The organism is Bradyrhizobium canariense (assembly GCF_019402665.1).
Taxonomy (GTDB): Bacteria; Pseudomonadota; Alphaproteobacteria; order Rhizobiales; family Xanthobacteraceae; genus Bradyrhizobium; species Bradyrhizobium canariense.
Genome location: NZ_VSST01000021.1, coordinates 64,467 through 84,482, shown reverse-complemented (window position 1 = coordinate 84,482; position 20,016 = coordinate 64,467). Strand labels below are relative to the sequence as shown.

Here is a 20,016-nt window from a genome sequence, read left to right as displayed (position 1 = left end):
GACGGGCTCCTACCAGGCTCCCCAGCCAGCATCGACGGGAACCGTAATTCCATGAACCGCATCGGAATCGGAACTCGCAAGATAGACGGCCGTTCCGGTAATTTCGTCCGGCTGTAGGAAGTCGCGGCCGGTCGGCGTCAGGGCTCGCATCTGCGCGATGTAGGCTTCCATGTCGGGACCGCGGAGATGTGCGTTCAGCGGTGTCGCGATGTTTCCGGGTGCAAGCGAGTTGACGTTGATGTTCTCGCGGCCAATCTCCACCGCAAGCGCCCGCGTCAAATTCACGATGCCGCCCTTTGCGGCGCAGTAGGCGGGACAATTCGGACCGGCACCGATTCCCCAAATGGACGAAATGTTGATCACCTTGCCACGTCCTAGCCGACGAAACTCGGGCAGAACGGCCTGCGTCATGAAGAACGTTCCCTTGAGATTGAGATCGATCTGAGCGTCCCACATCTCCTCGGTCGTGTCTTCGATAGGCGCGGTGTGCATGATGCCGGCATTGTTCACAAGAATGTCGATCTGGCCAAACTTCTTCACGACGGCGGCCACGAGCGCCTTGATTTCAGAAACGCGCGAACAATCCGCAACAAACGCCGCTCCCGTTCCGTTTTCGTCGGACAATTTTTTCACGACAGCTTCGGCCCGCTTCACGTCTCTCGACGCCACGATCGCTACTTTGGCGCCCTCCCTTGCGAAGCGCAGCGCTATCGCTTCGCCGATGCCTTGTGTTGATCCGGTAATGATCGCTACTTTGTCCCTAAGGCGCATGGCCCGTCCTCGCTTTTGATATGCCTAGTTTCTGAAATATCAGAAATGCGGAGCCGCTGCAATCGGGATCGGGGCACAATTTGAAGCGCGAAGGGGCTTGCTATTTCTGCAATATCAGAATAAGAAGTCAACTTAGGTATTCCCAACAAGCGACGAGAGGTTGCCTCTGTGTCGATCTGCCGAGTGGTGAAACATGAGATTGGCTTGCGATACTGGAGGAACATTCACCGATCTGATCGTTGAATACGACGACGGCGCGGTCAAGATGTTCAAGGCCGCAACCGTACCCAGCGACCCGGCGCAAGGCGTGATTGATGCCGCGGCGGTGGCGGCCGCGGACGAGGGTGCCTCGCTACGGGACTTCCTCGGACGGTGCGAATTGCTTGTCCATGGCACGACCCATGCCATCAACGCGATCATCACCGGCAGGACGGCAAAGACGGCCCTGCTGACAACGGCGGGGCACCCCGATATCCTCACGCTGCGCGAGGGTGGACGATCCGAGCCCTTTAATTTCCGGATAGCGTATCCAGCGCCGTATATTCCGCGGGCACTAACTTTCGAGGTCAAGGAACGCGTAAACTCTGCGGGTGCGATCGTAGAACCTCTCGACGAAGCCGCACTAGCGCGAACAATCCACGAACTCTCCGATTCGGGCGCGGAGGCTGTCGCGGTCTGTCTGCTTTGGAGCATCGCGAATTCCGCCCATGAGTTGCGGATCGGCGAGGCCCTTCGCGCACAGCTACCGCATGTGCCATTCACGCTGTCTCATCAGGTAAATCCGACCCTGCGGGAGTATCGCAGAGCCTCGTCGGCCGCCATCGATGCTTCGTTGAAGCCGCTGATGAGTCGGTATCTTGGAGGGCTGGTCAATAGGCTGACGGAGAACGGCTTCGGCGGACGAGCGCTAGTTCTGACGTCGCAGGGCGGAATGATGGATGCTGATGAACTCGCCAAGCAGCCAATCCACGCGATCAACTCCGGGCCGTCGATGGCGCCGATCGCCGGGCGCTACTATGCGGGCTTGAACAGTTCGCTTCCCGTCGCGATCGTGGCCGATACCGGCGGAACGACCTATGACGTCAGCGTGGTGCGCCGGGGTCGCATACCCAAGACCCGAGAGACCTGGATCGGAAATCCCTATCGCGGTCACATGACTGGCTTTCCCTCCATCGACATCAAGAGCGTCGGAGCGGGTGGGGGGTCGATCGCCAGCGTCGACGCCGGCGGAGTACTTCACGTCGGTCCTAAGAGCGCGGGATCCGTCCCTGGTCCGGTCTGCTACTCGGCGGGCGGAAAAGAGCCGACGCTCACCGACGCGTCGCTAGTTCTCGGTCACCTCGATCCAGACTATTTCCTCGGCGGCAGGATGAAGCTGGACATCGACGCAGCCCAATCTGTGATCAATGAAAAGATTGCGAAGCCGCTTGGGTTGAGCTTGATGGAGGCTGCCTCGTCGATTGTCGAGGTCGCAACTGAGAACATGGTGCAGGCGATCGAAGAAATCACGATCAACCAGGGCATCGACCCCAGCGAGGCCGCGCTCATCGGCGGTGGCGGCGCCGCAGGCTTCAATTCAGTTTTCATCGCCCGCAGGCTGCAATCGCCTCTGTTGATCATGCCAGAGACCGGCGCCGCACTGAGTTGTGCGGGAGCCTTGATGTCCGATTTGCGGGACGAGTACAGGTCGATGTTCTTCGTTCGGTCGTCCGAGTGGAAAGCGGAGGCCGTCAATGCGGTCCTCGGCGAATTGCGGCAACGGTGTTTCGAGTTCCTGGAGCGTGCCGGAAAAACGCGCGAGTCCGGCCATATCGAGTTTGCAGTCGAGGCGCGATACCAGGGGCAAGTGTGGGAGATCGAGATCCCCGTGCACGTCAACCTGTTCGCGACTCAGGAGGATCTCGATGCGCTAGTCGAGGATTTCCACGTGCATCATCGGGAAGTCTTTGCGGTCAGAGACGATCATTCGGCCGTCGAGTTCGTGTGCTGGACCGCTGCCGTGTCTGCTGGATTGCGCAAGAAACCGCTCGGTCGGCTACAGATTGCAGCGCGCAAGCTCGGAGAGAAATCTGTCCGCCAAGCATACTTTCGCGATGCCGGACTTGTCGAAACGCCGGTCGTTTCGATGGCAAACCTCAAGCCAGGGGTTGTTGCGAGCGGCCCGGCCGTGGTCGAAACTCCATTTACGACGATCGTCATCGATCCGGGAGCGTCTTATTGGCTCGAAGAATCGGGCAGCCTTCTAATCAAGCCGTGAGGAAAAGATGAAACTCTCGTCAGGCGCCCGTCTGGATGGCGCGAAACTGTCGATCGTGGCCAACCGGTTCGGGGGCGTGTGCCGGAAGATGGGAAACACACTCCTCCGCACGGGTCGATCGGGCGTCCTGAACCGCGCAAAGGATTTCTCCTGTTGCATACTGACGGCGGAATCGGATCTGCTCACGGCAGAGGAAAGTCTGCCGATACATGTGCTTTCCGGCCCCGACTTGATGGGGCGGTGCATGAAGCAGTACCATCCGGTGCTCAAGCGCGGTGATGTTTTTCTGCACAACTCGCCCTATCACGGCAATTCGCACCCGGCAGACCATACGCTGTTGATGCCTGTCATCGACGACGACGGTACTCATCGTTTTACGGTGGTCGCAAAAGCTCACCAGGCGGATATCGGAAATTCAGTGCCGACCACCTATCACGGGACAGCGCGCGACGTCTACGAAGAGGGCGCCTTGATCTTTCCGGCCGTCAAAGTCGCCGAAGACTACGTAGTTAAGGACGACATCGTGCGAATGTGTCGCATGAGGATTCGGGTACCTGACCAGTGGCACGGCGATTTCCTCGCGATGCTCGGCGCCGCGTTCATCGGTGAGCGCGAGTTGCTGTCGATGGGACGCGAACTCGGCTGGTATCATCTGGAGGCTTTTTCTAGGCAATGGTTCGACTATTCGCGCAAGCGAATGATCGAAGCCATTGCGAAGCTGCCGAAAGGTCGTGCAACCGCAAAGTCAACCCACGACGCAATTCCAGGTACGCCGCCCGACGGAATTACCGTCACATCAAAGGTTAGCGTCGTGCCGTCCGCAGGTAAGATTCATGTCGACCTCACCGACAATCCCGATCAGATGGCGTGCGGCTTGAACGTGTCGGAGGCGTGTACAAGAACGTCGGCCATGATCGCCATCTTCAATTCGATCGATCCCACCGTGCCAAAGAATGCCGGATCGTTCCGATGCATCGACATCGAAATCAAAAATCGTGGCGTTGTCGGTCGTCCCGAGCATCCGATCAGCTGTTCGGCATCGACGACCAATCTTGCTGATAGGGTGCAAAACGCCACTCAGTTGGCGCTTGCCGAGATCTCTGAGGAAATTGGCATGGGCGAGATCGGATGCTTCTGCCCGCCCTCGACGGCGGTCGTGTCCGGGATCGACCCGCGCGACGGCAAGCCATATGTAAATCAGCTTTTCCTCGGTCATACCGCCGGCGCGGGGGCGGCCACGCAGGACGCGTGGCTTACGATGCTCCATGCTGGAAATGGCGGAATGTGCTTCATTGACAGCGTCGAACTGGACGAGGTCTACACTCCGATCCTCGTGAAGACGCGTCGCCTGATCGCCGACAGCGAGGGTGCCGGTACCTTCCGGGGAGCGCCCGGAATTCTCGTCGAGTACGGTCCGATCGGTGCGCGCATGCAAGCGATCTTCATTGCAGACGGTAATATCAACAATCCAAAGGGCGCGCGAGGCGGAGAAGCGGCCGCCTGTTCTCAGCAACATGTACTTCGGACGGACGGCCTATCGCATGCCCTGCCGCAATACTGCGACACCTGGCTCGAAGCGGGTGAAACGCTCATATCCGTAGCAAGCGGTGGAGGTGGCTACGGCAATCCTGCCGGCCGAGATCCGAAGCGCGTCTTGGAGGATGTCCGCGAGAAGCTCGTTTCGCGCCAAAGAGCCCGAGACGTCTATCGTGTTTCGATAACGAGAGATTTCCAGCTCGATGAAGCCGAAACGACAGCTCTCAGGGCCGAACCCAGCAGTTGGAATTGAGCAGTCGGTTGCCGGTGGGCGGAGGTCAACGTTTAGTACGTTATGGATTTCCTCCGAACAGTTGTCCACCGGCCTGACCCAACACTCGGGGGCAGCATCGCCATTTTACCCAACGGTGAGCGCCAAGATCGGGGCCGACGGCCGAGCCAAAGAGTTCGACGGAGCCAGGCTGCATCCTATGATCAGAATTCGGTCTGTATAAACCAACCCTCGCGCGCCCGGTGCGTCAAACGCCGGCTGGTTCATCGCAGTCGCAAAGAAGGACTGAAGCCGTGTCGTACTTGGATAAACTCAACGATAAGTCGCTGTTGCGTACTCACGCCTTCGTCGGCGGAGCGTGGCTAAGTGCCGAAGAGCCCGATGCAACGCTATCCGTTGTCAATCCGTCCACTGGGTCGGTCATTGGAACGGTGCCGGATATGCGGGCACTCGAGACGCGCCGCGCGATCGCGGCCGCCCACACCGCCTTGCCTGCATGGCGGGATAGAACCGCAAAGGAGCGATCGACCATTCTGCGGCGCTGGTCTGAACTCATGATGCAGAATCAGAACGATCTTGCGACCATCATGACGTCCGAGCAGGGGAAAACTCTCGCCGAGAGCCGCGCAGAAATCGCCTATGCAGCAAGCTATCTCGAATGGTTCGCCGAAGAAGCCAAGAGAATTTACGGCGACACTATACCGTCGCAGCAGTCGGACAGGCGGATCGTAATCCTCAAGCAGCCAATCGGAGTCTGCGCCGCGATCACGCCGTGGAACTTTCCTGCGGCCATGATCACCCGCAAGGCCGGCCCGGCGCTCGCCGTAGGCTGCACGATGGTGGTCAAGCCGGCGAGCCAGACGCCGTTTTCGGCGTTGGCGCTGGCCGTACTCGCCGAGCGCGCGGGCCTGCCCGAAGGCGTATTCAGTGTCATCACCGGATCTGCGAGCGCGATTGGTGGAGAGATGACCTCCAACCCGCTCGTGCGCAAGCTAAGTTTCACGGGTTCGACGGACATCGGAAAACGGTTGATGGCGCAGTGTTCGGGCACCATGAAGCGCACCTCAATGGAGCTTGGCGGCAACGCGCCGTTCATTGTCTTCGATGACGCCGACTTGGAAGAAGCCGTACGTGGCGCGATCGCGTCGAAGTACCGCAATGCGGGCCAGACCTGCGTCTGTGTGAATCGCATTCTGGCGCAGGATGGCATCTACGATGCATTCGTTGCCAGACTGGCCGATGCCGTGCGTGGCCTCAAGGTGGGAGATGGCTTCGCGGAGGGGATCCATGTCGGGCCGCTTGTCAATAATGCCGCGATCGAAAAGACGCAGGAACACATCACGGACGCGGTCTCTAAAGGCGCAAAAGTCGTAGTAGGCGGTAGGCCTCATGTGCAGGGGCAAAACTTCTACGAACCGACCGTTCTTCGTGATGCGACACGAGACATGAAGATCTTCACCGAGGAGACCTTCGGCCCGGTTGCGGCGGTGTTTCGTTTCAAGACGGACCTGGAAGCGATCAACCTCGCCAACGACACCCAGTTCGGTCTCGCCTCATATTTCTATAGTCGCGACATCGGCCGGATCTGGCGGGTCGCTGAAGCGCTGGAATACGGCATGGTAGGCATCAATGAAGGCTTGATCTCCAGCGAGGTTGCCCCGTTCGGAGGTGTCAAGGAGAGCGGCAACGGTCGCGAGGGCTCAAAATACGGTGTCGAGGACTATTTAGAGATCAAGTATCTCTGCATGGGCGGCCTTGCTCCTATTGGGGCAGGCTGAAAGCCAAATGCCCCTCAAGATCAAACATCGATCGTACGATCCGAAACCGGACTGGGGCTGAAGACGGCTGTACTCGGGATCAGGATTTTAGCATTGCGCCGAGCGTTTTTCTGATATAGCAGATATAGGGTGTTTTTGGAAATGCCGGATATCGACCTGCATGTCGTCTCTCCAGCGCCGGACGGCGAGTTCGGCGCCAAGGGAGCCGGGGAGGCGGGCACCGCAGCTGTCGTGGCCAATGACGTGACGACGCTCATTCGCCGTTCGATGTCACTGTCCCTGAAATCCCTTTACCGCCAAGGGCCGTGGTCACGGCGCTCGGACGCATCCGATCGAAGTTTCCGCAAATATCAGCATCACCCACGGAGGATTTACATGGCCAAGCAAACGATACGGTCCAACTCCATCTCACGCCGCCGCCTGCTCACGACAGCCAGCGCAGGCGTCGTTCTCGCGGCATCGCCGTTTCGCATCAATCTTCTTCAGGCGCAGGAAGCCACAATCAAGGTCGGATTTCCCGTGCCTTTGACCGGGCCCTACGGCGCCGAAGCACAGGATCAGGTGCGTGCCGCGGAAGTCGCCATCGCCGAGTTCAACGAAGGTGGAGGTCTCAATGGGCGCAAGGCCGAACTGCTGGTGCGTGACGACAAGCTCAATCCGGGCGAGGCAGCGACCCGCACGCTGGAACTGATCGAGAAGGATAAGGTCAACTTCATCGTTGGCAGCCTGTCGGCCGCCGTTCAGCTCGCGGTCAACAACATCACCAAAGAGCGCCAGATCATTTTCAATTCCATCAGCCAGTCCGATATCATCAATGAAGTGTCGGACTTCAGCAAATACACCTTTCACGAGGCGCTCAACCCGCACCTCACGGCGGGCGCGGTAGGCCGCTACGCGTTCCCAAAATTCGGCAAGAAAGTCGCGTTCCTCACGGCCGACTATGCTTACGGGCACGAGATGGTTCGCGGCTTTCAGGAAGCCGGGAAGGCCTTCGGGGTCGAAACCCTTGTCGATATCCGTCATCCGCTTGGAACCGCGGATTTCTCGCCGCTGCTGCCGCGCATCCAGGCCCTCAAGCCGGACATTCTCTGCATCATTAACTTCGGGCGCGACCAGCAGATCGCACTGAAGCAGGCGACGGACTTCGGTTTGAAGAAGTCCATGAAGATCATCGCGCCGATCCTGCTCTATACCGCCCGCGTCGCCGCCGGTCCGCAGGCGTTTGCCGAGGTTATCGGCGGCACCTCGTATTACTGGGGCATCGAGGACAAGATTCCTTCGGCAAAAGCCTTCAACGACCGATTCCGCAAGATGCACGCCGGCAAGGTCCCGTCGGATTACGGCGCGCTGGGCTATGGCGGCGTGAAGACACTGCTGATGGGCGCAAAGGCTGCCGGCAGCGTTGAGCCGGACAAGGTGATCGTGGCGGTCGAGGCGCTGAAATTTGATTACTACAAGGGGCCAGAGTATTATCGCAAGTGTGATCACCAGGCAGTGCAATCGGTGTTCATCATCGAATCCAAGGCGACGCCGCAGAAGGGCGACGCCGATTTATACGATGTGATCGCGACCGAAGAGCCGAATGAGAAGAACCTGCGCACCTGCGAGGCGCTCGGCCATAAGTCCTGAACCAACAGACGCGCACCCGTTGCGGGTGCGCGTCGTCCTGGAGGCATCCATGCCCCCCCTGAGTTTTGATCTCATCGCATTGCAGTTGTTCACGGGTCTCGCGCTCGGTGCGATCTATGTACTGTTCGCGATCGGCCTGTCGCTGATTTTCGGCATGCTGACCGTGGTGAACTTCGCGCATGGCGCGTTCTATATGGTTGGCGCTTATGTCGGATTGTTTCTTCTATCGTTGGGAGGCAACTTCTGGCTTTGCCTGCTTGCCGTCCCGTTGATCGTCGGCACCTGCGGGCTGATCGTGGAACGATTCCTGATCCGGCCGCTCTATGGGCGCGGCATCGATTATCCGCTGCTGCTGACGTTCGGCCTCAGCTACGTCATGGTCGAACTCATCCGCATCGCTTTCGGCAAAAGCGGTTATCCTTTTGATACCCCGGAAATTCTCCAGGGCGCGGTCAACATTGGCGTCGGCTACTTCCCGCTGTACAGGTTGTTCGTGATCGGCATCGCGGCAGCGGTCCTGCTCGGGCTCTGGCTCTTCCTCGAGCGCACGAGCTTCGGCCTGATAATCCGCGCAGGTGCGCGCGATCCTCAGATCGTCCGTGTTCTCGGTGTCAACCTATCGCGGATCTGGCTGTTCGTTTTCGGGATCGGCTCCGGGATTGCGGGATTGGCGGGGCTTCTCGCCGCCCCGTTGCAGGGCGTCATTCCAGAAATGGGCGCAACTATTCTGGCCGAGGCGTTTGTCGTCACGGTTGTCGGCGGCATGGGGTCGATCGGGGGTGCCGTCATTGCCGGTCTTCTGGTCGGTGTCGTGGTCAGCATGACGTCGCTGTTCGCACCGGAAATGGCCAAGGTTTCGATTTTTGCCCTGATGGCAATTGTTCTCCTCATCCGTCCGCAGGGCTTCTTCGGCCGTGCCGGGCTCATGAGCTGAGGCAAGGACAATAAGATGAATGAGCTTTCTCAGACCCTCACGCAGCCTGTCGTCGCATCAGCCGCTTGGTTCGAATTCGCCAAGCGCCATCGCGCTTTTCTTGCAAGCACCGTTGTGCTGGTGTTTCCGCTGGTGATGCCTTTCACCGCGCTGGCGGTGAACATCTTGATCTATGGCCTCTATGCGGTTGGCTTCAATCTGCTGTTCGGGTACCTTGGACTTCTGTCGTTCGGACACGCTGCGCTGTTCGGCACGGGCGCTTATCTCTGCGGCATCGCGATCGTGCATTTCGCCTGGCCGTGGTATGCGGCCACCGCGATGGGCATTCTCGGCGGTGCCGTCATGGCAGCCGGGATCGGTGCACTGGCGATCCGCACCCGCGGCATCTATTTTGCCATGGTGACGATGGCGTTGTCGCAATGCGTTTTCTATCTTTTCTATCAGGCCATCAACTGGACCGGCGGCGAGAACGGCTTGCGCGGGATCAACGTTCGGACCATCGACATCTTCGGCTTGCAGTTCGACTTCATTAATCCGCTGACGCGCTATTATGTCATCGCGGCGTTCGTCATCCTGGCTTTGTTCGCGCTGTCACGGATTCTGGCATCGCCGTTTGGCGCTGTCATCGAAGCCGTCCGGGAGAACGAGGCGCGAGCGCGGGCTTCCGGATATAACGTGACGCTGACGCGGCTGATCACTTTCATCCTGTCGGGCGCATTCTGCGGCCTGGCCGGCGCGCTGATGGCGCTGCACCTGTCCGTTGTTCCGATTGAGATACTGCACATCGAGACGTCGGGCATGGTGGTGATGATGTCGCTGCTGGGAGGAATGGGCACGTTCTTCGGCCCGTTCGTCGGCGCGGCAGTTTTCCTGTTGCTCGAGAACCTTGTCTCGCTCTGGACCGTCCACTGGCAACTGATCGTCGGCGCCGTGTTCGTGATCTGCGTCCTGTTCTTCCCGGCTGGAATCTGGGGAACGATCTTGAAGCGGATCAACCCATGACGACTTTGACAGGCATTTCATCAAAGGTCATTTTGCGCACCAGCGGCGTGAGCAAGACGTTCGGCAAGTTCGTGGCGCTGAACAATATCTCCGCTGAATTCTCGCGGGACGCGATCACGTCGATCATCGGGCCGAACGGCGCGGGGAAAAGTACCTATTTCAACCTGCTGTCCGGCGCGTTCCCGCCGTCCAGCGGGAAAGTCGAGTTTGAAGGCCGCGATGTCACCAATGTCGCGCAGCACGAGTTCGCCCATATGGGCATCGCGAAGTCCTTCCAGATCACGAACGTGTTTCCGCTGTTGACGACGCGGGAGAATGTGCGCGTCGGGCTGCAAGCCTTTGTCTCGCGCTATGAAATCTGGCGTCCGCGAGCGAAACTTCCGGGGCTTGTGGACAAGGCCGATGAGTTGCTCGCCCTGGTGGGACTTTGGGATCGCCGCGAGCGGCTCGCAAAAGAGCTCGCTCATGGCGAACAGCGCGCCCTCGAAATTGGAATGGCGCTGGCCGCCAATCCGCGGCTGCTGCTGCTGGACGAACCGACGGCGGGCATGAGCCCGGAAGAAACCCGGGTGATGATGGATCTGATCGTCAAACTGGCCAGGGAGCGCACGGTCATTCTCGTCGAACACAAGATGAAGCTGGTGATGGGGATTAGTGACCGTGTCCTTGTTCTTCATCACGGGGAGCTTCTGGCGGAGGGAACGCCGACGGAAGTCCGCCAGAATGAGCAGGTCAAGCGAGTCTATCTTGGCCAGCGGGAGCACTGAAGCGATGCTGCGTGTCGAGAAACTCAATTCCTGGTATGGCGCGAGCCATGTGCTTCAGGACATCCGCCTTGAAGTGAACAAGGGCGAGATTGTCTGCCTCATCGGCCGCAACGGCGCCGGAAAGACCACGACCTTGAAATCGATCATTGGTTTGCTCGACAAGACGCGAGGTTCGGTGACTTTCAAGGGCAAGGAAGTTCTGGGCCAACCTGCTCACGTCCGCTTTGCCTTAGGTCTGGCGTACGTACCGGAAGAGCGCCGCATCGTGCAGGGATTGACGGTGCGCGAGAATCTGCGGCTTGGCCTCGTCGCATCGCCTGACAAGAAAGACGAGGTTCGGCGCATCGCACAAATTGCCGAGATCTTTCCGCGTCTGGCGGAGCGGCTGGATCAGGAAGCCGTTACCATGTCCGGCGGCGAGCAACAGATGCTTGCCATCGCGCGCGCCATGATCGCGAAGCCGGATCTCATTATGCTCGATGAGCCTTCGGAAGGTATCATGCCGGTGCTTGTCGATGAGATGTTCGAGTTGTTCCGCAAGATGAAGTCGGAGGGAACGACGCTTCTGCTTGTGGAGCAGAACGTGGAACTGGCGCTTGATGTCGCCGATCGCGCCTACGTACTGGATCAAGGCGCAGTCGTGCATCACGCCACCGCCGCCGCGTTGCTGGCCGACGACGAGATCAAGGAGCGTTACTGCTCGGTCTAGCGGGAGAGGGCTGGTGATGCAGTCGCTCGCCATCCAAGTTATCGTTCGATGCATAAACCACGAAAGCATCATTATGAGAGTCGACAGAGCCGCCATCTACGAAGCCGCCAAGAAGCTCTCGAACTGGGGGCGTTGGGGCGCAGACGACCAGATCGGCACGCTCACAATGTGAGCCCCGAGGACCTCATCAACGCGGGGAAGCTGATCAAGAAGGGCAAGGTCTTCTCGCTCGGCCTGTCCCTGAAGGAGCCTATTCAATCGGGCCTGTTCGGCGGCCGTTGGAATCCGATCCACACCATGCTGGCGACCGGCACTGACGCCGCGGCAGGCAATCAGGATGTCCCATCGCCGTATCTCCGTTACGCGGACGATGCGATCAACATGCCGTGTCAGGCGTCGACGCAGTGGGATGCGCTTTGCCACATTGTTCTCGATGACAAGATGTACAATGGCTATGACGCCAAACTCGTCGATGCGCGCGGTGCGAAGAAGCTCGGTATCGAGCACGTCCGCGACAAGATGGCCGGTCGTGCCGTGCTGCTCGACGTGGCGCGCTTCAAGGGCGTCGAGGTACGAGCGCACCTCGATCATTGTCACCACCAATCTTGCGTTCGGCGAATGGCCCAGCGTGTTCGGCGATGCCAAAATGACCACCGCGCTACTCGACCGATTGACCCATCACTGCGACATCGTCGAGACCGGCAACGACAGCTGGCGAAAAAAGCCGCGACGATGTTCAAACAACCCGCGCTCGCGCCGTCTCCGCAACCCCGACCAGCTCCGACGACCCGAGCGCTACCAGCAGAGCACGCCGATCAAAGGGTCCCTTTTGGATGCCGATAGGGGGTCCCAGTCGAACGCCGATTGACATTCTGTTAGCGTCGGCGATCGGAGTCTTCGGCCGGGGCGTCGTCATACCGGTTAACCTTGGTTCAGCGGCGACACCGTCATGTGAGTCTGGCAGCACGAGTAAGGTCCCATTGCTGGACCGATCGGAACATCCCGATTATTCGATGACCAGGGTCGAATAAATCGAACGTCTTCGTCGGGCTGAAGCACAGAGCTTATCGAGCGTTGGCCATCGGTCGCCCGTCTTCACGTGACCAATGCGTCGGAAAAGCGACTCTATCGTTCGAAGCGCGCGCTACTCTCCGTAGATGCGCCGAACAGAGCTGCGGCGACTTCGACCGGCTGCACGATCGACAAACCGGCCGCAGATCGGGCCATGGTCCGAGAGCGAACGTTCATATGCAGTCGCTTCAATGCTGGAGATCAGCTTGATTTGAAGCGCGAGAGAGGCGGGAGGGAGCGTCGTTCGCTCCGCTCCCACGTATCAATCAAGTGCTTCGAGCGTCGAGCCCAAACCGCCCGGCACCGAATGCGACGACCTGCAGAAGACCGCCTGTCATTGCGATATTCTTGAAGAACTGGATGAACTGGCCTTGGTCGGCCAGATTGCTGTGGAAGCCGAATGCCGTCGCCACGGTGAAAATCGCCAGAATCGCCGCGACGATGCGCGTTCGATAGCCGAGGATCAACGCTGTGCCGCCGAGGATCTCGACCCCCACGGCAATGGCAAGTCCAAGCGGGGCAAAAGGAAGGCCAGCGGACGTGATATAGCCGATTGTAGCGGCCGGCGCGGCGAGTTTCGATAGCCCGGAGAGCAGATAGATTGCGCTGAGCAGAACCCGCCCGATCAGCGACACAACGGCGAGAGAGACGCTCGAATCAACGTCGGAAATGTCGTTCTGAGAAACACTGGCATATTGGGACACGATAGTTTTCCTTGCTGCATGCAGGCCATCCACCATGGAAGGCCGTGAATGCTTGAAGGTTTGCCAATCCCGCTCATCCCGGAATAGTCGAATAGTATCGAAGGATATGTTCGAATTTATCGAATAGAGAGTTCGGTTCGTGGTATCTTCTTCATGGAGCATCAGCGAAGTAACGCTTCATCATGACTTTAACCGTCCACGCCTCCTTTTCAGTTTCCCGGGCTTCCTGGAAGGTCCTCGGTTTGGTTTTGCCGTTATCGTTACATCCGGAACCTGGCTTTGGAATCGCGCGATGAGCCAGGCTGCGGCGGGCCCTGGTGGCGTATCGGCGCGATAGATGGCCTCGAGGCTGTAAATGCCACCCTTGGCGTCGGGCAAATCGAGATGAACCAATCGTCCCGAATCGAGATCTTCCTGCACCATCGGTATCGGCATGTTTCCCCAGCCGATCCCCTCTTTCAGCAGCATATGTTTGGATCCGAGGTCGGCGAGGCGCCAGGTCCGCGGACTGACCACGGCGAAGTCGGTGTTGCCCGTGAGCGGCGAGCGGTCCGTCAATACCAGCTGAATATGATCGCGTCCCGCTCCAGGCTTGTTCTTGCCGGCGCGCGCCAGCGGGTGATCCGGAGATGCGACGGGGACCAGAGCGACGTCACCAATACCCATGCGCTCGATACCGGGCACGCCCGCGTTGCCGGGCAGTGGTCCGCTCACGCCGATCGTCACGACTCGATCGAGCAGCAGCTGAGTTACCCCGCCCAACGCTTCCATGTGTAGGCGCAACGGGACGGTCGGAAACTCCGAACGGAACGCCTTCAATGCATCGGCGATGCGCGCGGTCGGCAGCATCACGTCAAGCGCGAGATGGACTTCGGGCTCGAGGCCTTGAAGGAGGCCCTGCACTTTCGCACGAAGCCCGTCGATGCCATGGGAAACAGTCCGGGCATCCGCAAGCACCGTGCGGCCGGGCTCGGTCAATTGCGGCTTTCTCGTTGATTCCCGATCGAACAGCGTGACGCCGAGCTGCGCCTCGAGATTGGAGATCGAATAGCTGATCACCGAAGTCGCGCGGTTGAGCTTTCGAGCGGCCCCCGCAAAGCTGCCGACATCGACGACGGTCAGGAAGACTCTCAATTGGTCAAGTGTCGGCGTACCCAGATCTGAGGCCATATCGATTTCCTCGAACGCATCTATCTAGATTATGCCAGTTTCGTCGATAAGGCTATCGACATAGATGGTGGTCGCTGAAAGCGTTGATGCTTTCGAGGAGGCGACCATGACCTTATTCAACTCAGCCGAAGTCGAGCAAGTCTTGCTTCCGAACGTCCGTGATCTGGGCGACGGTTTTCAGGTGCGACGAGCGTTGCCTTCGGCGCAACGCCGGATGGTCGGTCCATTCATCTTCCTCGATAGCTTCGGTCCGGTCACCTTCGGCGCCGGAGAGGGCCTGGATTCGCGGTCCCATCCGCATATCGGCCTCTCCACGCTGACCTACCTGATCCATGGCGAGATCGTCCATCGCGACAGCGAAGGTTATGTCCAGACGATCAGCCCGGGCGAGGTCAATCTGATGACGGCCGGGCGGGGCATCGTTCACTCGGAACGAAGCGGCGATCGGGTGCGCGCAAGCGGAGGGACGGTTTTCGGCTTTCAGAGCTGGATTGCTTTGCCGCTCCGGCATGAGGAGACAAAACCCGGCTTCCAGCACCTCGCCGCCGCCGATATCCCAGAGATGGAGGGTGAAGGCGCGACGCTTAGACTGATCGCGGGTTCACTGCACGGTCTCCGTTCGCCGACGCGCACCTTCTCCGACCTGTTCAATGCGGACGTTGCAGTGGACGATGGTGCGAGCTTTGCCATCAGCGCCGAACACGTGGAGCGTGCGGTTTACGTCGTGAGCGGCGCAATCGAGATTGTGGGCCAGACAGTCACTTTCGGCGAGGACCAGTTGGTCGTGTTCAAGCCGGGCGCGGAGATTGTGCTGCGCGCATCGGGTGCCGCCCGTCTCATGGTGCTCGGCGGAGAGCCGCTCGGCGAACAACGCCACATCTACTGGAATTTTGTCTCCAGCAGCGAGGAACGCATCGCGCAGGCCGCGCGAGACTGGCGTGATCGCCGCTTCCCGGGCATGCCGGGCGAGACCGAATTCACTCCTCTTCCCGACGCCCGCTTCTTCCGGGCGGCGTGATGGCGCCACTGAAGCGCCTGTCGTCGGCGCGATCAGAACTTCATCCCTCCACAGTACCAGCAAAGGAATCGTACCATGACCTACGCGATCATCGGCTCCGGCGCCATCGGCACCGCGCTCGCCACTCAATTCGCCCGCAACGACGTCGACGTTCTGGTCGCCAACAGCCGTGGTCCTGCGTCGCTGGCGGAATTCGTCGGCGCCCTCGGCAAGAATATCAAGGCGGCTTCGGTCCAGGAGGCCGTCAAGGCCGATCTCGTCATCCTGGCCGTTCCATTCGGAAGCGTGCCGGAGACCGTTCGCGATGCCCCGGCGTGGAACGGGCGCATCGTCGTCGACGCGACTAATGCGATCGACTTTCCCGGCTTTACGCCAAAAGATCTCGGCGGACGGCTGTCGACGGATGTCGTCGCCGGTTTGGTCGCTGGGGCGCGCGTCGTCAAGGCATTCAACACCCTGCCAGCGGCTGTGCTGGCCAGCGATCCTGCAAAGGACGGCGGACATCGCGTCGTGTTTCTTTCAGGCAACGATGCGGCGGCTACTGCCGAAGTCGCGACGCTCGCCGAGAAGCTTGGATTCTCCGGACTTGATCTCGGCAAGCTCGCAGACGGGCGGCTTGCGCAGTTTGGCGGTCCTTTGATGGTCCACAATCTCATCAAGCACGGCTGATTGGAGTCGGCGCCGCCAATGCGATAGGTGGGCAGAGTTGGCGGCGGGCCGCCGGGCGTCTCGCTGGCAACATGAGAGCAGTCTGGTGCGATGAGCGATGGAAAAGTGTTGTTCAGCGTGCCATGCGCCGGGCCCGGGGCGCGTTGTCCGGCGCCGGTTTCTTGCGGCTATGCGCAGGCTCGACCGGGCCTTGTTTGGGCAGGCCCCTAAGGCGATCGATCTCCAGGCGGCTGTATTTCAGCGTTGCCCGGAAATGGTCCAGCAAAAGCTGCACGGCCTGATCTGCATCCCGGCGCAGCACCGCGTCCATGATATCCCGGTGCTCGTTTTGTCTTTGAGTTCGTCCGCGAAATTGCAGGCGAGCAAGGAAACGATAGCGATCGGCGGCGTCGAACAACTGTTCGCAGAAGCCGATGAGCCATTTTGAGTTGCAGGCGCTGATCAAGCTCGTGTGGAATGTGCGATGGGCGCGCTCCCAGGCCGCATCCACCGGAGCGTCCGATTGTTCGGCTGGCCCAGATAAACGCGCCATGCGGTGATAGGCGATCAAGATCGCCTCTTCCCAGGCTTGATCGCCGTTAGCGATCGACTCGCGCAATGCGAATTCGTTTGCCCAGCAGCGAGACTTTGTAATGTCTTCAAGATCGGCCTCGGTAACGGCGGTTACGGAAAAGCCGCGTTGGTCGTGGTGTTCGACCAGCCCGTCGCGCGAAACCCTGTTCAATGCCTCGCGGATCGGACTGAGCCCGATTGCATAGCGGGTGCAGAGCTCCCGGATCAGCAGTTTCGTCTCGGGCGGAAAGACTCCGCTGATGATGTCGAAGCGGAGCCGTTCGTAGGCGGTCGACGCCAGACTTTCTGCGCCGGTCCGTTCAGCCGGCTGTTTTTTCGAGCGCGCCGTCACTTAGCCAATACCCCTGTTTGTCAGTCACATGCTGCCTCTGTCGTCGTTCGAATCTGCAAACGTCCGTCGGAGAGTAGATGGAATGGCCCGGCGTCAAAACCTCCGATTTGTCGCCGTTCCGCCCGCGAAAGTGAGAATAGGCCAGAATCCGCACGAAATCTCCAAAAATCCATACCTTCCCAGCATCCCGGGAAAAAATATACTAAATCGATGTACGCGCAATAAAATCGATTTTCATGTTGACCTGAGGAAATCCGTGTGCTTTCTCTGAGCCTGAGAGACGCGGGCATCCTCAACCGAGCGGTGTTTGGATTTGCAGGCAACTAGTCGGCATTATTAGCCGGCGCGGGAAAGGAAATGCAGTGCGCGCATTTCACAGGCTGGATCGGATTCCGGTTCACCGGATTCCGGAAGGAACGTTGCAACTGTTGTCGGGAGCGCAATCGATGGTGTTCTGGCTCGAAGTCGATGCCGGCTCACACATCGCGCGGCATTCACATCCAAACGAACAGATCACCTGGCTGCTTGAAGGCAGATTGGACATTCAAATGGGAGACGACCCCGCGCGGAGCTGCGGGTCCGGCTCGGTGCTCCTGATACCCGGGAGCACGCCACATGAGGCCTGGTATCGCGAGAAATGCCGCATCGTCGAATTCTTCAGCCCGCCGCGGCTCGATTTGTTTCCAGCCGCTGCTGGCAATCCATATGGGCTTCTTGAAGCCTGAACAACGATAACATTAACGCCAAGGGGAAACGCTGTGACAGCAAAGAAAACCTACCATGGCCGGGCTCCAGCCGCCTTTGCGCTCATTGTTGCCGGCGTCGCCTTCCTCAGTACCCCGGCTGCGGCGCAACGGTCCGGCGCCGAACCTTTCAAGATCGGCGTGATCCTGGCGTTGACCGGCGCCGGCGCCGGGCTGGGCATTCCAGAGCGCAGCGGCGCGCTCCTCGCCGAGAAGATTATCAATTCAAAAGGTGGCGTTAACGGCACGCCTATCCAACTCGTCATCGAAGATGATGGGTCCAATCCGGATGGAGCAATAAGCAAGGCGAATAGTCTGATTCACCGCGAGAAGGTTTCGGCGTTAATAGGGTCGAGCCAGACGGCGAGTACGGTGGCGATTGGAGGGCTGACAGACCCGCTGAAGATGCCTCAAGTCGCGTTGTCCGGGCTTGGACCGGCGATCGAGCGGGATCGAAAATGCGTCCTGCATGTCGCTCCCTCGCAAGCGCTGAATGCGAAGGCGATCCTGGAATATGCGAGTTCGATCGGAGCCAAGAAACTCGGGGCACTGTACGATTCCGGCTACGGGACCGTGGTCTACAATGAACTGCGGAAGCTGTCGGACGCTTATGGCATCGCGTTCGTAGCGACAGAAAAATTCGAGATCTCGGCTACGGATACAACGACGCAGGCGGCGAAAATTCGCGCGGCTCAGCCCGATGCGATCGTCGTCGTCGGGGTCACCGGCGTCCCGATCCGTAGCCTGCGGCAGCTGCAGATGAAGCAGACGATCATCGCGGCGAATGGCCTGGCCAGCTATGAAACCGTCAAGAGCATGGGCGATGCGGCAGATAACGTCGTCTTCCCCGAATTTCTCGTCGGCGAGGATCCTTTGCCTCATCAAGCGGAGTTCGTGAAGTTGTTCCACAAGGAATACGGCCGCTTTCCGAAAATTCTGGAGGCGGTGGGGTGGGATGCTGTTCACGTCATCCTCGCCGCTTTCAAAAAAGCCGATGTCGGTGCCAACAACGAGAAGGTGTGCGAAGCGATCCGCAGTACGTTCAAGGGCGATATGACGGACTACGATTTTTCCGCCGACGATCTGAACGGCATCAAACTATCCAATATCGTCTATTCGAAGTTGGTGGCCGGACAGTTCACGCGCCTCCCCTTTCAAGCCAAGGAGAAATAGCCTTAGGCGGCGTCCGTGAACCGCTTCGTAGTTAATGTGAAGAGCCGTCCGGAGTCTGTGATGAATGTTGGTCTACTTGCGCAGTCTCTGCTGGCCGGCATCACGAACGGTCTTACCTATGCCCTCATCGGCATTGGCCTGGCCGCGATCTTCAAGGGAAGCCGGGTGCCGAACGCCATGCAGGGTGAGTTCAGCGTCGTCGGCGCGATCGTCGTCGTCCTGCTTCTGACGGGCCATGGATGGCCGTATTGGCTGGCCATTCTGTGCGGCGGCTTGAGCGGGGCGATACTCGGAGCATTCATCGAAGTCGCGTTCATTCGCTACATGATTCGCAATGCGGCGCCGGAGGATAGCTACCTGCTGCTCACGATAGGGATCGGATTGTCAATTTCCGCCGCGGTTCTCTATTTCTTTGGACGCGAGAGCCACCTGCTGCCGGGCTTCGGCAGCGACAACCTCTACATCATCCTGGATGCGGTGGTGCGCGAGCATGTGATCTGGCTCATCGCGATCAGTATCCTGCTGACCATTGGCCTGCGGCAATTCTACCGTACCACCTCGGTCGGTTTGAAGATGATGGCCGCGTCCATCGACCCTGTTGGAGCGGCCAGTATCGGTATCGACGTGACGCTGATGCGTACGTTCACCTTCATGCTTGGTGGCGCTCTCGGTGCGGCGGCCGGCATTCTGATCACACCGATCATTCCGGTGGACTACATGATCGGCCTGCAGCTGACATTGAAGGGCTTCGCCGCCGCCATCCTCGGAGGCCTTACAAATCCGCTCGGCGCGGCCATCGGTGGACTGGTTCTCGGAATAATCGAGGCAATGGCGATCGTCGGGGTGTCGTCGAGCTACAAGGATGTGATCACATTCAGTTTGCTGATCCTGATCATGATCGCCATGCCGCAGGGCCTGTTGGGTCGCGCCGGTCGGACCGGGGGGTGAA

17 protein-coding genes and 1 pseudogene are annotated in these 20,016 nt (G+C 59.4%); 14 read left to right on the top strand and 4 right to left on the bottom strand.

Annotation, left to right across the window (positions count from 1 at the left end; translation table 11 throughout):
* Positions 1 to 9: 9 nt before the first annotated feature.
* A complete protein-coding gene (locus tag FXB41_RS13160) occupies positions 10 to 771 on the bottom strand; it encodes an SDR family NAD(P)-dependent oxidoreductase (protein ID WP_219682045.1) in 762 nt (253 codons plus the stop codon).
* Positions 772 to 964: 193 nt separating this feature from the next.
* Here FXB41_RS13160 and FXB41_RS13155 point away from each other — a divergent pair, with 193 nt between their 5' ends.
* From FXB41_RS13155 to FXB41_RS40645, 9 genes and pseudogenes are all read left to right on the top strand, one after another.
* The gene (locus FXB41_RS13155; protein ID WP_219682044.1) at positions 965 to 3,028 is read left to right on the top strand and encodes a hydantoinase/oxoprolinase family protein; all 2,064 of its coding nucleotides are present in this window, start codon (positions 965 to 967) and stop codon (positions 3,026 to 3,028) included.
* Between the two features lie 7 nt (positions 3,029 to 3,035).
* The gene (locus FXB41_RS13150; protein ID WP_219682043.1) at positions 3,036 to 4,817 is read left to right on the top strand and encodes a hydantoinase B/oxoprolinase family protein; all 1,782 of its coding nucleotides are present in this window, start codon (positions 3,036 to 3,038) and stop codon (positions 4,815 to 4,817) included.
* 272 nt (positions 4,818 to 5,089) lie between these two features.
* Entirely contained in the window at positions 5,090 to 6,574 is a 1,485-nt protein-coding gene (locus tag FXB41_RS13145) for an NAD-dependent succinate-semialdehyde dehydrogenase (protein ID WP_311985837.1), read from the top strand.
* A gap of 375 nt (positions 6,575 to 6,949) precedes the next feature.
* The gene (locus FXB41_RS13140; RefSeq protein WP_219682066.1) at positions 6,950 to 8,203 is read left to right on the top strand and encodes an ABC transporter substrate-binding protein; all 1,254 of its coding nucleotides are present in this window, start codon (positions 6,950 to 6,952) and stop codon (positions 8,201 to 8,203) included.
* A gap of 49 nt (positions 8,204 to 8,252) precedes the next feature.
* Entirely contained in the window at positions 8,253 to 9,137 is an 885-nt protein-coding gene (locus FXB41_RS13135) for a branched-chain amino acid ABC transporter permease (RefSeq protein ID WP_219682041.1), read from the top strand.
* A 15-nt stretch (positions 9,138 to 9,152) separates the two neighbouring features.
* A complete protein-coding gene (locus FXB41_RS13130) occupies positions 9,153 to 10,139 on the top strand; it encodes a branched-chain amino acid ABC transporter permease (protein WP_219682040.1) in 987 nt (328 codons plus the stop codon).
* Positions 10,136 to 10,906, top strand: coding sequence for an ABC transporter ATP-binding protein (locus FXB41_RS13125; RefSeq protein ID WP_219682039.1), 771 nt, complete (start codon positions 10,136 to 10,138; stop codon positions 10,904 to 10,906). The genes FXB41_RS13130 and FXB41_RS13125 overlap by 4 nt, the downstream gene beginning before the upstream one ends.
* A 4-nt stretch (positions 10,907 to 10,910) precedes the next feature.
* On the top strand, positions 10,911 to 11,615 hold the full coding sequence (locus tag FXB41_RS13120) for an ABC transporter ATP-binding protein (RefSeq protein WP_219682038.1): 705 nt from the start codon (positions 10,911 to 10,913) through the stop codon (positions 11,613 to 11,615).
* Positions 11,616 to 12,186: 571 nt separating this feature from the next.
* A pseudogene (locus tag FXB41_RS40645) lies at positions 12,187 to 12,483 on the top strand (ATP-binding protein); the annotation flags it as partial.
* A gap of 469 nt (positions 12,484 to 12,952) precedes the next feature.
* Here the strand turns inward: FXB41_RS40645 and FXB41_RS13105 are convergent.
* Both FXB41_RS13105 and FXB41_RS13100 read right to left on the bottom strand, forming a co-directional pair.
* Entirely contained in the window at positions 12,953 to 13,357 is a 405-nt protein-coding gene (locus FXB41_RS13105) for a DoxX family protein (RefSeq protein ID WP_311985840.1), read from the bottom strand.
* 213 nt (positions 13,358 to 13,570) lie between these two features.
* On the bottom strand, positions 13,571 to 14,560 hold the full coding sequence (locus FXB41_RS13100) for a LysR family transcriptional regulator (protein WP_219682036.1): 990 nt from the start codon (positions 14,558 to 14,560) through the stop codon (positions 13,571 to 13,573).
* A 106-nt stretch (positions 14,561 to 14,666) separates the two neighbouring features.
* Between FXB41_RS13100 and FXB41_RS13095 the strand changes: the two genes are divergently transcribed.
* On the top strand, positions 14,667 to 15,578 hold the full coding sequence (locus FXB41_RS13095) for a pirin family protein (protein WP_219682035.1): 912 nt from the start codon (positions 14,667 to 14,669) through the stop codon (positions 15,576 to 15,578).
* Positions 15,579 to 15,653: 75 nt separating this feature from the next.
* Positions 15,654 to 16,247: an NADPH-dependent F420 reductase gene (locus tag FXB41_RS13090; RefSeq protein WP_219682034.1), complete on the top strand. Its 594-nt coding sequence runs from the start codon at positions 15,654 to 15,656 to the stop codon at positions 16,245 to 16,247.
* 112 nt (positions 16,248 to 16,359) lie between these two features.
* Here FXB41_RS13090 and FXB41_RS13085 read toward each other — a convergent pair whose 3' ends face one another.
* Positions 16,360 to 17,151, bottom strand: coding sequence for a GntR family transcriptional regulator (locus FXB41_RS13085; RefSeq protein ID WP_219682033.1), 792 nt, complete (start codon positions 17,149 to 17,151; stop codon positions 16,360 to 16,362).
* A gap of 362 nt (positions 17,152 to 17,513) precedes the next feature.
* Between FXB41_RS13085 and FXB41_RS13080 the strand changes: the two genes are divergently transcribed.
* Genes FXB41_RS13080 through FXB41_RS13070 form a run of 3 tightly spaced genes read left to right on the top strand, consistent with a single transcriptional unit; the run spans position 17,514 to position 20,015 of the window.
* Positions 17,514 to 17,876 carry a cupin domain-containing protein gene (locus FXB41_RS13080; RefSeq protein ID WP_219682032.1) on the top strand — a complete coding sequence of 121 codons (363 nt, stop codon included), beginning with the start codon at positions 17,514 to 17,516 and terminating at the stop codon, positions 17,874 to 17,876.
* A 33-nt stretch (positions 17,877 to 17,909) separates the two neighbouring features.
* Entirely contained in the window at positions 17,910 to 19,067 is a 1,158-nt protein-coding gene (locus FXB41_RS13075) for an ABC transporter substrate-binding protein (RefSeq protein WP_219682031.1), read from the top strand.
* A gap of 15 nt (positions 19,068 to 19,082) precedes the next feature.
* Entirely contained in the window at positions 19,083 to 20,015 is a 933-nt protein-coding gene (locus FXB41_RS13070; RefSeq protein ID WP_219682030.1) for a branched-chain amino acid ABC transporter permease, read from the top strand.
* The last annotated feature ends 1 nt before the right edge of the window (position 20,016 follow it).